At 63.7% G+C, this 13,350-nt stretch carries 16 protein-coding genes; 15 read left to right on the forward strand and 1 reads right to left on the reverse strand.

From position 1 onward, the window contains the following. Window positions 1–16 precede the first annotated feature (16 nt). From K5554_RS07765 to K5554_RS07785, 5 genes are all read left to right on the forward strand, one after another. Window positions 17–733: a CoA transferase subunit A gene (locus K5554_RS07765; protein WP_221037943.1), complete on the forward strand. Its 717-nt coding sequence runs from the start codon at window positions 17–19 to the stop codon at window positions 731–733. 14 nt (window positions 734–747) lie between these two features. Next, window positions 748–1,410, forward strand: a complete 663-nt coding sequence (locus K5554_RS07770; protein WP_221037944.1) for a 3-oxoacid CoA-transferase subunit B — start codon at window positions 748–750, stop codon at window positions 1,408–1,410. A gap of 124 nt (window positions 1,411–1,534) precedes the next feature. Then, window positions 1,535–2,119: a 16S rRNA (guanine(966)-N(2))-methyltransferase RsmD gene (gene rsmD / locus K5554_RS07775; RefSeq protein WP_221037945.1), complete on the forward strand. Its 585-nt coding sequence runs from the start codon at window positions 1,535–1,537 to the stop codon at window positions 2,117–2,119. A 24-nt stretch (window positions 2,120–2,143) separates the two neighbouring features. After that, on the forward strand, window positions 2,144–2,623 hold the full coding sequence (gene coaD / locus K5554_RS07780; protein WP_221037946.1) for a pantetheine-phosphate adenylyltransferase: 480 nt from the start codon (window positions 2,144–2,146) through the stop codon (window positions 2,621–2,623). Window positions 2,624–2,650: 27 nt separating this feature from the next. After that, window positions 2,651–3,100: an ATPase gene (locus K5554_RS07785; RefSeq protein ID WP_221037947.1), complete on the forward strand. Its 450-nt coding sequence runs from the start codon at window positions 2,651–2,653 to the stop codon at window positions 3,098–3,100. Window position 3,101: 1 nt separating this feature from the next. Here K5554_RS07785 and ylbJ read toward each other — a convergent pair whose 3' ends face one another. Beyond that, entirely contained in the window at window positions 3,102–4,376 is a 1,275-nt protein-coding gene (ylbJ, locus tag K5554_RS07790; protein ID WP_221037948.1) for a sporulation integral membrane protein YlbJ, read from the reverse strand. 116 nt (window positions 4,377–4,492) lie between these two features. Here ylbJ and K5554_RS07795 point away from each other — a divergent pair, with 116 nt between their 5' ends. From K5554_RS07795 to fabK, 10 genes are all read left to right on the forward strand, one after another. Further along, on the forward strand, window positions 4,493–5,311 hold the full coding sequence (locus tag K5554_RS07795) for a patatin-like phospholipase family protein (RefSeq protein WP_221037949.1): 819 nt from the start codon (window positions 4,493–4,495) through the stop codon (window positions 5,309–5,311). A gap of 52 nt (window positions 5,312–5,363) precedes the next feature. After that, the gene (locus K5554_RS07800; protein ID WP_221037950.1) at window positions 5,364–6,245 is read left to right on the forward strand and encodes a peptidoglycan-binding protein; all 882 of its coding nucleotides are present in this window, start codon (window positions 5,364–5,366) and stop codon (window positions 6,243–6,245) included. Between the two features lie 331 nt (window positions 6,246–6,576). Beyond that, window positions 6,577–7,569, forward strand: coding sequence for a phosphate acetyltransferase (gene pta, locus K5554_RS07805; protein WP_221040554.1), 993 nt, complete (start codon window positions 6,577–6,579; stop codon window positions 7,567–7,569). Window positions 7,570–7,646: 77 nt separating this feature from the next. Next, the gene (locus K5554_RS07810; RefSeq protein WP_221037951.1) at window positions 7,647–8,837 is read left to right on the forward strand and encodes an acetate/propionate family kinase; all 1,191 of its coding nucleotides are present in this window, start codon (window positions 7,647–7,649) and stop codon (window positions 8,835–8,837) included. A 59-nt stretch (window positions 8,838–8,896) separates the two neighbouring features. Continuing rightward, window positions 8,897–9,424: a DUF177 domain-containing protein gene (locus K5554_RS07815; RefSeq protein WP_221037952.1), complete on the forward strand. Its 528-nt coding sequence runs from the start codon at window positions 8,897–8,899 to the stop codon at window positions 9,422–9,424. An 18-nt stretch (window positions 9,425–9,442) separates the two neighbouring features. Then, complete coding sequence (gene rpmF / locus K5554_RS07820; RefSeq protein WP_221037953.1) at window positions 9,443–9,628, forward strand: 50S ribosomal protein L32; 186 nt, start codon at window positions 9,443–9,445, stop codon at window positions 9,626–9,628. Between the two features lie 145 nt (window positions 9,629–9,773). Then, window positions 9,774–10,352, forward strand: coding sequence for a transcription factor FapR (gene fapR / locus K5554_RS07825; RefSeq protein ID WP_221037954.1), 579 nt, complete (start codon window positions 9,774–9,776; stop codon window positions 10,350–10,352). Continuing rightward, window positions 10,349–11,362 carry a phosphate acyltransferase PlsX gene (gene plsX / locus K5554_RS07830; protein WP_221037955.1) on the forward strand — a complete coding sequence of 338 codons (1,014 nt, stop codon included), beginning with the start codon at window positions 10,349–10,351 and terminating at the stop codon, window positions 11,360–11,362. The genes fapR and plsX overlap by 4 nt, the downstream gene beginning before the upstream one ends. A gap of 2 nt (window positions 11,363–11,364) precedes the next feature. After that, window positions 11,365–12,354 carry a beta-ketoacyl-ACP synthase III gene (locus K5554_RS07835; protein WP_221037956.1) on the forward strand — a complete coding sequence of 330 codons (990 nt, stop codon included), beginning with the start codon at window positions 11,365–11,367 and terminating at the stop codon, window positions 12,352–12,354. A gap of 21 nt (window positions 12,355–12,375) precedes the next feature. After that, window positions 12,376–13,350 carry an enoyl-[acyl-carrier-protein] reductase FabK gene (fabK, locus tag K5554_RS07840; RefSeq protein ID WP_221037957.1) on the forward strand — a complete coding sequence of 325 codons (975 nt, stop codon included), beginning with the start codon at window positions 12,376–12,378 and terminating at the stop codon, window positions 13,348–13,350.

The raw sequence follows: 13,350 nt of genomic DNA on the forward strand, positions 1-13,350 counted from the left end.
GAAGGGAGTGGACCACATGAAGTCGAAAGAGGTTTCCCTGGATGCCGCCCTAAGCCACGTCAAGGACGGCATGACCATCATGATCGGCGGCTTTCTCGACCTCAACGCCCCCCTGGCCGCCATCGACCGCTTGGTGGAGTTGGGGGTGAAGGACCTTACCCTGATTGCCGCCGTCAATGCCTACCCGGGGGGCGGCTTTGGCATCGGCAAACTGATTGAGAACCACCAGGTGAAGAAGTACATCGGCTCTCACATCGGCACCTGCCCGGCCGCCGTCGAGCAGTACAAAAACGGCGAGCTTGAGGTGGAGTTCTACCCGCAGGGCACGGTGATCGAGAAGATCCGGGCCGGCGGGGCCGGGCTGGGCGGCATCCTTACCCCCACCGGCGTCGGCACGCTTATGGAAGAGGGCAAACAGAAGGTTACGGTAGACGGCCGGGTATATCTGGTGGAGACGCCGCTCAAGGCCGATGTGGCCATCATCCGCGGCTACAAAGCCGATAAGGTCGGCAACATCCTTTACCGTGGTACGCCCAATTCCAACCCCATCATGGCCCTGGCGGCCGACTACGTCATCGCCGAGGTGGACTACGTGGTAGAGGCGGGGGAAATTGAACCGGATCGCGTCGGCACGCCGGGTATTCTCGTCGACGCCGTGGTCAGGGGTTACGGCGAAGAGAAGACGCGGGAGATCTTCCGCGACCTCTGGACCAAGAACAAGAAACTGGCGTAAAGGGGGAAGGAACGATGGACGCACGTGAGCTCATCGCCCGCCGGGCGGCGCAGGAATTCAGAGACGGGTACGTTGTGAACCTCGGTTTCGGTATCCCCGTAATGGCCGCCTCGTTTATTCCCGAGGGCGTGGAGGTGATCCTGCAGGCCGAAAACGGCATCTTGCGCTTTGAGACGGTGACCCGCCAGGGCGAAGAAGACCCGTACATCGCCGACGCGGCCTGCCAACCGACCCGGGTGCTGCCGGGCGGCTCCACCTTCGACCTGGCGACCTCGTTTGCCATCATCCGCGGCGGCCACGTGGACGCTACCATCCTGGGTGCACTGGAAGTGGACCAGGAGGGCAACATCGCCAACTGGGCGCTGCCCCTGGGGCCCGGCAAATGGACGCCGGGCATGGGCGGGGCCATGGACCTTTTGGTGGGTGCGAAAAAGGTCATCTGCACCCTGCAGCACACCGACAAGAAGGGCCGCTCGAAAATCCTCAAGAAATGCACGCTGCCCCTTTCGGCGGCCAAGGCGGTGGACATTATCATCACCGAGCTGGCCGTAATGGAAGTGACCCCCGAGGGCCTGGTGCTTAAAGAAGTGGCTCCAGGGGTGACGGTGGACCAGGTGAAGGCAGCTACTGCGGCCGACCTCATCATTAAGGAACCGGTACCGGAAATGAAGCTTTAGCCCTTCGCATCCGGGGGGCGCGATGAAGCAGCTGGGCGGCATCGCGCCCCCAAATTATGTCGAATTGGTGGTTTTCCGAGGAAGCCTGTGGTAGAATAAAGGAAAGCCGGCGAGGGGTGACACCGTGCGCATCATCGCAGGAAGAGAGCGCGGCCGGCGCCTGCTCTGCCCGGCAGGGCGCCGCGTGCGACCGACTTCGGACCGCGTGCGCGAAGCGCTTTTTGATATTCTGCAGCACCGGGTACCGGGAGCCAAGGTGCTGGACCTTTTCGCCGGGACCGGCGCACTCGGTATTGAGGCGCTTAGCCGCGGGGCCCGCTGCGCTGTTTTTGTGGATAATCATCCGGCCAGCCTGGCTGTGGTACGCGCTAATTTGGAACGGTGCCGGCTCGCGGCCCGGGCCCAGGTGGTTAAAGCCGATGCCCTGGCCTACGTGGCCCGCGCCGGCGGTCGGGATGAGCCTTACGAGATCATCTTTGCTGATCCCCCCTACCGCTCGGGTATGGGGGCGGCTTTGCTCCATGCGATAAATCCTGCTCTCTTGGCCCGGGACGGGCTGGTGGTCTACGAGCATGCCCGCGGTGAAGAGTTGCCTGAAGCGGCGGGGGACCTTACGCGCCTCCGGCAGCAGCGCTACGGCGACACCATGCTGAGCTTCTACAGCCTTAAAACGGCAACCCTTCCCGGCCCGGCTACTTCCCCTACCTAGAAGCGATGCGAAAGGAAGGTTTCCATGCCGATAGCAGTTTACCCGGGAAGTTTTGACCCAGTGACAAACGGACACCTGGACATCATCAGCCGTGCGGCCCGCATTTTTGAACGCGTGATCGTCGCCGTAGGCCGGCAGGCCAACAAAAAGCCGCTCTTCAGCACCGAGGAGCGGGTGGAGATGCTGAAGGCGGTTACCGAGGACCTCCCCAACGTGGAAGTGGACAGCTTCGACGGGCTCCTGGTTCAGTACGTGCGCCGCCGTGGGGCCCACATCGTGGTGCGGGGCCTACGGGCGATTTCGGACTTCGATTACGAGTTCCAAATGACGCTCACCACGAAGAAACTGGACGAGAACGTCGAAACCCTATTTATGATGACGAGTTCCGAATACAGCTTTCTCAGCTCCAGTATTGTCAAAGAAGTAGCGAGTTACGGCGGCTGCGTGCGCGATATGGTTCCGCCGGTGGTGGAGAAGTGGCTGCGGCAAAAGTACCGGGTCTAGGCCTGGAGGCGGGGGGAGGAGACGAGGATGGACATTTTCGACCAACTGGATCAACTGGAAGCCATGCTGGAACAGGCACCGCGGATACCCTTGACAGGAAAGCTGGTACTCAGCGAAGACGAGGTCATTGAGCTGATCGAACAGATCCGTCACAGCCTGCCGGAGGAAATCCGGCAGGCGCGCTGGCTGGTTAGGGAGCGCCAGCGGTACCTGAAAGAGGCGGAGGAAGAAGCGCGCAAGCTGGCGGAGCAGGGCCAGAGTTACGCGCAGAAACTGGTGGAGGAACACGAGGTGCTGAAGCTGGCCCAGCAAAAGGCGCAGGAGATCACTGCCCAGGCGCAAAAGGCGGCCCGGGAGATCCGGGCCGGGGCCAACGAGTATGCCGAGGGCGTGCTGGGGCGGCTGGAGGAGTACTTGACGCAGGCGCTGAGCAGTATCCGCCAGGGCCGGGAAGCCTTAAAACCGAAGGAACAGTAAACTAGCGGCGCCAGAGAAAAGACACGATGCGCGCCTGGCGCACGGTGGCCGCGAGACCGTAAAGGAGCCCCAAGAAGAGGAGGGTCAGGAGCGGCAGGGCTCCCAGGTATAAAAGGTGCCAGCGCCACAGGACTGCTGTACCGCCTGCGTCCAGGGGGGCGAAAACCGGGGCAGCCAGGGGGGCGCTGGCTTTCATAACATGTGGCATCAAGAAGTAAGCCACTACACCGGAGAAAAGGGCATGCAGGAGACGGGCGATTACATAAGGCGTCAGCCTGATGTCGGTTTCGTTGACCATGGCGGCCACCTGGAAGTGGACCGAGAGCCCGCTCCAGGCGATGATGGCCGCTGCGACCACTGCCCGCTGCAAGAGCGGCAGGGCGGTACCGCTGAGGTCTGTGGCCTTGGCCGCCAGGTCGCTGCCGATGGTGATTTCGAAGAAGCCGCTGACGAGGGCCGGCGCGAGATTAGGATCAAGGCCGAAGAAGAGGAGGAGCCGGCCAAACGCCCCGGCCAGGGAGGAAGTAAGTTTTACCGCGGTGGCGATTTGAATGATCACCGAAAACAGCATGATGAACCCGCCGATCACAAGGAGCGTGTTCACGGACTGGCGGATGGCGTCCCCGAGGAGCCGGCCGAAGGGGCGGCCGTCTTCCACCCGTGCTCGGTAGAGGGCCTTCAGTGCCCGCACCAAGATGTTGCCTTGCCCGCTGTCCTGGGGGATGCGCTCCCGGTCGCCGGCGGCGTAAAAGCGAAGGACAAACCCCACTAGAATCGCACCGATGTAGTGCGCCAGGGAGATCACCACTCCGATCTGGACGATGCTGAACATCCCCACCGCCACCGCTCCGATCATAAAGAGCGGGTCGGCGGTGTTGGTGAAACTGACCAGGCGCTCCGCTTCAACGCGGGTGCAGAGCTTCTCTTTACGCAGACGGGCGGTGAGAACGGCACCGATGGGATAACCGGACGCCAGACCCATGGCCATGACGAAAGAACCCGCACCGGGGACATTGAAAAGCGGGCGCATAAAAGGCTCCAAGAGAACGCCCATGCCGTGGACCACGCCCAGGCCCATGAGAATCTCTGAACCGATGAAAAAGGGGAGCAGGGCGGGGAAGACAATTTCAAACCAGACGCCCAGGCCATGAACGGCCGCCTGGAAGGCCACGTCGGGGTAGCGCACCATGCAGACAGTAAGGACGACGGCTATGCCGGCGAGGGCGTACGTCCCAAGGTAGCTCTTGAAGCGGCGGCGGCTGGGAAGGCGGACCATGTGCGTGTTGCCCCCTTGTCTGGGCTGGAATGTTTCTCTTGAGATTATATTGGCCGGGCTGCGGCAATATGCCAGCGGCGCCGCGGCCCGCGACGGCGCTTGTGAGGGGGGAGAACATGAACCCAGCTGTTACGCTGGCCTTGGGCGCAGGCGCAGCCCGCGGCCTGGCCCACATCGGTGTACTGCAGGTGCTGGCGGAAACCGGCATAAACATCGGCTGGCTGGCCGGTACCAGCATCGGCGCTCTGGTGGGGGCCCTGTTTGCCGCCGGCGTTGACCTGTACGAACTGGAAAAGCTGGCCTGCCACCTGCGGCTGAAACACGTGGCCGATTTCGTTCTCCCGAAGGAAGGACTGGTGGGCGGCGAAAAGCTGCGCGGCCTGCTCAGCCTGCTTCTGCGAGGCAAAACCTTTGCCGATCTCTACCTGCCTTTTGCGGTGGTCGCTACCGACCTGCAAACGGGGGAAGAGGTGGTACTGAAGGAAGGACCGGTGGTGGATGCGGTCCTGGCCAGTTGCGCTATTCCCGGTGTTTTCCGGCCGGTACGGCACAGGGGGCGTCTCCTGGTGGACGGCGGTCTGGTGGACCGTGTTCCGGTACGGGTGGCCAGTGAGCTGGCCCCGGCTGCGGTGGTGGCCGTAGATGTGGGTCCCAGCCTTAAGGCCAGCCGGCTGCGTACCCTGCCGGAAATCACCATGCAGGCCATCGATATCATGCAGGAAGAGGTAATGCGGCTTAAAGCCTGCACCGCCGATGTCTTTATCCGGCCGGCGGTGGGTGAGTTCAGCCCGCTGCGCTTGGACCGCGGGCCGGAACTTATCCGCCGGGGGCGGGCGGCTGCCGAGGCGGCTTTGCCGGCTATTAAAGAAGCTTTAGAAAAAAAGCCGGCGGGAAGGAAGAAAGCGGCAGGAACTGGTAAGAAAGAGCGCGAATAAAAATAAAGTAAGGGTTGGCGGCAAACGGTAAGAAGGAGGGGAGGGGCAAGGCATGCGGCGCGCAGGCCTTGTAACAGCAGCGGCGACACTAATCGTCTCCATCCTTCTGGCGGGCGCGCTGCCGGTGGGGGCAAGCCCCGCCGCAGCGCTCCAGCCAGGCAGCCGCGGCGAGGGCGTGCGGGTTCTCCAGGAACTTTTGAGCGCGCAGGCGCTCTTTGCCGTCACTCCGGACGGGGTTTACGGCCCCGTTACCGAACAGGCGGTGCGTTCCTTCCAGGCCGGACACGGTTTGCCGGTGGACGGTGTCGTCGGGCCGGACACCTGGGCGGCGTTGCTGCGCGTACGTTACGCGGTCCAGCCGGGTGATACCCTGCCTGCTCTGGCCGCGCGGTTTGCTACCACGGTGGAGGCCCTGACGGAGGCCAACCCGGGGCTGCAGGAGCGGGGCCTGGTGGCGGGCGAGAAGCTGCGCCTGCCGCCGCTTGCTCTGCGCAGTGCACCTACCCCCGACCGCGGCCAGGCGGCCGGCACCGGGTCGGGTCGCCTGGTACGGTGGGAGGAGGCGGCGCGCGCCTTTCGCGATGGGACGACGGCGACCGTTACCGACGTGGAAACGGGCCTTACCTTCCGGGTGCGGCGGCGGGGCGGGCACTACCATGCCGACGTTGAGCCTGCCACCGCCGAGGACACCCAAAAACTGAGGAAGATATACGGCCGCTGGAGCTGGGAGCGGCGGGCCGTACTGGTGGACTACGGGGCGGGACCGGTGGCGGCGTCGATAAACGGCATGCCGCACGGGAGCGGCGACCTTTCCGGTAACAACTTCCCGGGGCACATCTGCCTGCATTTTCTCGGCAGCAAGACCCATGGCAGCGCCAAAGTAGATCCGGAGCACCAGGCCATGGTGTACAAGGCCGCCGGCAAAAACAAATAGCAATCCGGCACGCGCGGGGGGATGCCCCGCTTTTTTATTGCCTCACCTACGCGACGAACGGTATGCGAAAGAACCATGCACCAGGCCGGCGGGGAGGACAAGCAGGAGATTAACAAGCGGTGTCGAAGAGGAAGAAGGGTGCGGAAACATATTTTCTGCCTGGGGGCCAAGAATAGACGGTGAGCACCGCAGCAAGGTTGGCCCACGGGCTTGAAAAAACGGCCTCCCACAACACGCCCTTCGGCAAGAAGGGCAACTATGGGTGAGAAAGGGGCGTAACTGGCAGCGGGAGGCGGCCCGGGATGTCCCGGGCGGTCGCCAGAGGATTTTTATGGATGTTATGAACCGTATTTATGCAGAAGCCCGGCGGCTGGGGAAGACCATTGCACTTCCGGAAGGTGCCGAAGAGCGGACGGTGCGTGCGGCGCTGATCGCCAAAGAAAAAGGGCTGGCACGGCCCATCCTGCTCGGCGGGGAGGATGAGGTGAGGGCCGCGCTGAAGAAAGCCGGCGGCGAGGCCGACGGCGTGGAGGTTCTTGACCCGACCCGCTCGCCCAAGGCGCCGGCCTATGCCGAGGCCCTCCACGAACTGAGAAAGAACAAGGGCCTCAGCCTGGAGGATGCCCGAAAGCTGGTTGCCGATCCCATGTACTACGCCGCGATGATGGTAAAAGAGGGCGACGCCGACGGCTACGTTTCGGGAGCGGTGAACACCACCGCCAACACCTTCCGCCCGGCGCTGCAGATCATTAAGACAGCGCCCGGCATCCCTCTGGTCTCGAGCGCCTTCGTCATGGTGGTGCCGGACTGCTCACTTGGGGAAGAGGGGGTCTTCGTTTTCGCCGACTGCGCCCTTAACCCCAACCCGAATCCCGAAGAACTGGCGGCCATCGCCCTGGCATCGGCCCAAACGGCCCGGTCGCTCGTCGGAATGGAGCCGCGGGTGGCGCTGCTTTCCTTCTCGACCAAAGGCAGTGCCGAGCACGAGCTGGTGGACAAGGTGGCCAAGGCGACGGCCATTGCGAAAGAAAAGGCGCCCGAGCTTCTTCTCGACGGCGAGCTGCAGCTGGATGCGGCCATCATTCCGGAGATTGGGCGGCGTAAAGCCCCGGGCAGCCCCGTGGCGGGGAGGGCGAACGTCCTCATTTTCCCCGACCTTGAGGCGGGCAACATCGGGTACAAGCTGGTGCAGCGGCTGGCCAAGGCGGAGGCCATCGGCCCGGTGTCCCAAGGCATGGCCAAACCGGTCAACGACCTCTCCCGCGGCGCCAGTGTCGAAGATATTGTCAACGTGATTGCCATCACCGCCGTGCAGGGCGCGTAGGCGCAAGCCGTCCTCCGGCGTATAAGGAAAAGCTGCGCTGCCCGGGCGCAGCCCTGGGAAAAGGAGCTGGTGAAAAAGTGAAGGTCCTGGTGATCAACTGCGGCAGTTCATCTTTAAAGTACCAACTTATCGACATGGAAGGCGAACAGGTGCTGGCTAAGGGCCTGGTGGAGCGCATCGGTATTGCAGGTTCGTTGCTCACCCACCGTACCAACGGCCAAAAGACCGAAATCCAGCAGGCGATCCCCGACCACAAGGTTGCCATCCAGCTGGTAATCGACGCGCTCCTCAGTCCCCAGTACGGCGTGCTGAAAAACCTGAGCGAGATAAGCGCTGTCGGGCACCGCGTTGTGCACGGCGGCGAAAAATTCGCCCGCTCGGTGGTTGTCGATGCGGCGGTTATGGCGGCGCTCAGGGAGTGTTCCGAACTGGCTCCCCTGCACAACCCGGCCAACATCATCGGCATCGAGGCCTGCCGGGCACTTTTACCCGACGCACCCCAGGTGGCCGTTTTCGACACGGCTTTTCATCAGACCATGCCACGGGAAGCTTACATGTACGGCCTTCCCTACGAGTATTATCAAAAGTACGGCCTTAGGCGCTACGGCTTTCACGGGACCTCACACAAGTATGTCTCGCGGCGGGCGGCCAAGCTCCTGGGCCGGCCGCTCAGCGAGCTCAAGCTGGTCACCTGTCACCTGGGCAATGGGTCCAGCATCACCGCAGTGCAAGGCGGGGTCTCGGTAGACACTTCCCTGGGCTTCGGCACCATTTCCGGAACCATCATGGGCACGCGCTGCGGTGACGTGGATCCGGCCATCATTCCTTTCCTTATGGAGAAGGAGAACCTGACCCCGGCGGCGATGAACGACGTGCTCTACAAAAAGAGCGGCCTTTTGGGGCTGTCGGGCGTCTCCAGCGACGCGCGCGATATCGAGGCGGCAGCGGCAGAAGGTAACGAGCGGGCGGAGCTCGCTTTGAGCGTGCTGGCCTACCTGACCCGCAAATACATCGGTGCCTATGCCGCGGCCATGGGCGGCCTGGATGCCATCGTCTTTACGGCCGGGATTGGTGAAAACAGTATCACGATTCGGGAGCGTGTCTGCGCCGGCCTGGAATTCCTGGGGGCGAAGCTCGACCGGGAGAAAAACAAGGTACGCGGCCAAGAGGTTGACGTGGCCGTGGCGGGGGCAAAGGTGCGCATCCTGGTCGTGCCGACCAATGAGGAACTCATGATCGCCCAGGAAACGGCGGAGCTCGTCGGCTGAGGCTGCATTGACAGCGGCGGGCGGGAAAAGTATAATACAAACGTTGGTGGGTGAGGCGCGTGGAGGTAGATGTCGGCTCGATTAAGTATTCTGCCGGCGCCGTCCTTAAGGTGGAACTCAAGGAGCGCTGGGGCTCGTTTGCCTGGGGCGGTACCGAGGTAAAGGTGCTCGACCCGGTTGCGGTCAAGCTGACGCTCACAAATACAGGCGAGATTATCCTGGCCGATGGATCGCTCAAGACCACGCTGCTGCTCACGTGTAGCCGTTGCCTGGAAGCTTTTCCTTACGCCCTGGAAGCGCCGTTCGTCATCGGCTACAAGGAACGAAAGAAACACCGCAGTGAAGAAGAACCGGAGAACGAGGATCTGGAGGTCAGAGGGTTCAGCGGCGACCGCATCGACATCACCGAGGATGTAAGGGATACGCTGTTTCTGGCACTGCCCATGAAACCTCTTTGCCGGCCGGATTGCCGGGGCCTGTGTCCGCATTGCGGGAAGAACCTCAACGAGGGACCCTGCAGCTGCCGGGGAGACGAGGTGGATCCGCGCCTGGCTGTTCTCCGCGACTTGTTCAAAGAAGGAAAATAATGGATAGGGGGTGCCGGTATGGCGCAACCAAAAAAGAAGATGTCCCGCGCCCGCACTCATAGGCGGCGTGCCCAGTGGAAGCTGGCCGTTCCGGGGCTTATCCGTTGCCCGCAGTGTCATGAACTGACCCTGCCGCACCGCGTATGCCCTGCCTGTGGCTATTACGGGGCTAAAGAAGTAGTAAAAGTAGAGAAAGCGGAGTAGAAAAAGCCTGAGGCAGCCCTAGCGTAAGCTAGGGCTGCCTCTTTTTACTTCCTGCCCCAGGTTTTGGCTTGCATACCCTCGGACGCTCCATTATACTTTATTACAAGCTGCATATATGACCAGGTCATAAAGGCAGGTGCTAAACATGGGTACGCGCCGGTGGCCGAAGAGTGAGCGCCTGGCCGCCGTGCGGCGCGCGGTGGAGGAGGACCCCTTTCTCACCGATGAGGAACTGGCACGGCGCTTCGGCGTCAGCAGCCAGACCATCCGCCTGGACCGCCTGGAGCTTAGTATCCCCGAAGTGCGGGCACGCACCCGGCGCGTGGCCGAAGGGGCGTACCGCCAGCTGCGCGCCGTGCGCGGCCGGGAAATCGTCGGCGAGCTGTACGAGCTCCAGCGGGGTGTGAGCGCCCTTTCGGTTTTGACCACTACCCCGGACATGGTCTTTGAAAAGTCGGGAGTGGTGCGCGGGCACTTTATCTTTGCCCAGGCTGAGTCGCTGGCCCTGGCCGTGATCGATGCCGAGGTGGCGCTTACCGGCGTGGCCAATATCAAGTACAAGCTGCCGGTGTGCGTGGGCGATACCTTGGTGGCCCGCGCCGAGGTTACCCGGCGGCGGCAGAACAAGTACTTTGTAACCGTGCGCACGCAGAAAAAGGGACGTGAGGTTTTCCGCGCCAAGTTCATCATGGTGTCTCTGGACGAAGGGAGCGGTGCCGTGTGAAGATTGCGGTGGACGCCATGGGCGGCGACTTTGCCCCGCTGGAGGTGGTGCGGGGGGCCGTGGCGGCGGCCCGTGCCGGCGAGGCGGAGATCCTCTTGGTGGGGGAGCCGGGTGCCATCGAAGCGGTGGGCGCCGAGGCCGGCCTGCCCTGCCCCGGCGTTGAGGTGGTTGCGGCCCGGGAGCGCGTGGCGATGGGCGAGCATCCGGCGGAGGCGCTGCGGCACAAGAAAGACAGTTCCCTCGCGGTGGGCGCGCGGCTGGTGAAGGAAGGGCGTGCGGGGGCCCTGGTTTCAGCGGGCAACACGGGTGCAGCTATGGCCTTTTCGCTCTTTACCCTGGGACGCCTGCCCGGCGTTGAGCGGCCGGCCATCGCCGCGCCCTTTCCCACCACACGGGGCTTTGCCGTTCTCATCGATGCCGGGGCCAACGTGGAGGTAAAGCCGCATTACCTGCTCCAGTTCGCCCAGATGGGCAGCCTGTATGCCGCGAGCGTACTTAAGCTGACGCGCCCGCGGGTGGGGCTGCTCAACGTGGGCGCGGAAAGCGGGAAGGGAACGCCGGTCTTGCAGGAAGCGTGCAGGCTGCTTACGGCCTCAGGCCTGAACTTCATCGGCAACATCGAGGGGCGGGACGTCCCGCTGGGGGCGGCCGATGTCATCGTTTGTGACGGCTTCAGCGGCAACGTCCTCCTTAAATTTGCCGAGGGCTTGGCAGAGGGCCTCTTCAGCCTGCTCAAGCAGGAACTTCTGGCCGGCTTCAGCACCCGGGCCGGCGCTTATTTGGCCCGTCCCGCCTTGAAGCGCCTGAAAGCGAAAATGGACTACGCTGAATACGGCGGCGCACCACTTCTCGGCCTAAAGGGCCTGACCATCATCAGCCACGGCTCTTCGGACGCGCGGGCCATTCATAACGCCATCCGGGCAGCGCGCGAATCCTTGGAACAAGATGTGGTGGGCAAAATAGCCGCCCTGGCGCAAGCTGCGCCTAATGATGCAGGAAGCGAGGCTTAAACATGAACGAGCAGCGCGGGGTCAAGATACTGGGTTGGGGTCAGGCGCTGCCTGAGCGGGTGCTTACCAACCAGGACCTTGAAAGAATGGTAGAGACATCGGACGAGTGGATTGTGAGCCGTACGGGCATTCGGGAACGGCGCATCGCCGCAGCGGAGACGGCCGCCTCCGACCTGGCGGTGGTCGCTGCCCGGGAGGCGCTGCAGCGGGCTGAAGTGGCGCCGGCGCAAATCGACCTCATCATTGTTGCCACCGTGACGCCCGACATGGCCTTTCCGGCCACGGCCTGCCTGGTGCAGAGCGCTTTGGCTGCCGGCCGGGCCGCCGCTTTTGACCTGGAGGCCGGTTGTTCCGGCTTCCTGTACGCGCTGGCAACGGCCCGGGAGTTTATCGCCGGCGGAACTTACGATCATGTCCTTGTCGTCGGGGTGGATCTACTCTCGAAAATCACCGACTGGCAGGACCGCAACACCTGCGTGCTCTTCGGCGACGGCGCCGGTGCGGTGGTGCTGGGCCCGGCGGCCCCGGGCCAGGGTATTCTCTCCACCTATCTCGGTTGCGACGGCGCGGGCGGCGAGCTCCTCTGCCTGCCGGCGGGGGGTTCGCGGCAGCCGCTCACGCCGGAGAACCTGGCGGCGGGCCGGCAGTACATTCACATGAACGGACCGGAGGTCTTTAAGTTTGCAGTGCGGATCATGGGTGAAGCGGCGGTTAAGGCCCTGGAGCGCGCCGGCCTGGAGCTTCAGGATGTGACGTACCTGGTGCCGCACCAGGCCAACCTGCGCATCATCGACGCGGCCGCCCGCCGGCTGAAGCTACCGCCGGAACGGGTGCTGGTGAACCTGGACCGCTACGGCAACATGTCTTCGGCGTCTATCCCGGTGGCCCTGGCGGAGGCGGCCGACGCCGGGCGCTTTCACCCCGGCGATATCCTGGTGCTGGTCGGCTTTGGCGCCGGCCTTACCTGGGGCGCTGCTGCAGTACGCTGGTAAACCTATAAAGGAGTGAAGAGGATGCGGACAGCTCTTTGCGACCTGCTCGGCATTGATTATCCCGTTCTGCAAGGCGGCATGGCCTGGGTGGCCACGGCGGAGCTGGCGGCGGCGGTGTCCAATGCCGGCGGCCTGGGCATCATCGGTGCCGGCAACATGACGGGCGAGCTCATCACCGCTGAGATCCGCAAGTGCCGGGCGCTCACGGACCGCCCGTTTGGCGTCAACGTCTACTATCTCTCGCCCTTTGTGGAAGAGGTGATGGCAGCGGTCATCGCCGAGCGCGTTCCGGTGGTGACCACGGGCGCGGGCAACCCGGGCAAGCACATCGAACGGCTGCATGCCGGCGGCACCAAGGTGATCCCGGTGGTGGCCTCGGTGGCCCTGGCCAAGCGCTTGGAACGCGTGGGAGCCGACGCCCTCATCGCCGAGGGCATGGAGTGCGGGGGGCACATCGGTGAGATCACCACCATGGCGTTGGTGCCCCAGGTGGTGGCGGCTGTGGACATACCTGTGATCGCCGCCGGCGGCATCGCCGACGGCCGCGGCCTGGCGGCGGCCCTGGCCCTGGGCGCCCAGGGCGTGCAGATGGGGACCCGGTTCGTCCTGAGCGAGGAGTGCACCGTACACCCGCGCTACAAGGAGGCCCTCCTCAAGGCCCGGGACCGCTCCACGGTGGTCACGGGGGCCAGTACCGGGCACCCGGTGCGGGTGCTGGAGAACAAACTGGCCCGCGAGTTCCTTGAGCGGGAGCGGGCCGGGGCGAGCCGGGAGGAACTCGAAAAGCTGGGCACCGGTAAGCTGCGTGCGGCGGTGCGCGACGGTGACGTGGAGTACGGTTCGGTGATGTCCGGCCAGATCGCCGGGTACATCGCTAAAGTTTTACCGGTGCGGGACATCATCGCCACCATGGTGCAGGAAGCAGACGCGGTGCTGGCGGAACTGGCCCGGCGGGCTGCTTCGAACGCCCGAGACGTGCATATTCTGGAGGTGTGA

Source organism: Gelria sp. Kuro-4, from assembly GCF_019668485.1.
In the GTDB taxonomy this organism is placed as follows: Bacteria; Bacillota; DTU030; order DUMP01; family DUMP01; genus DUMP01.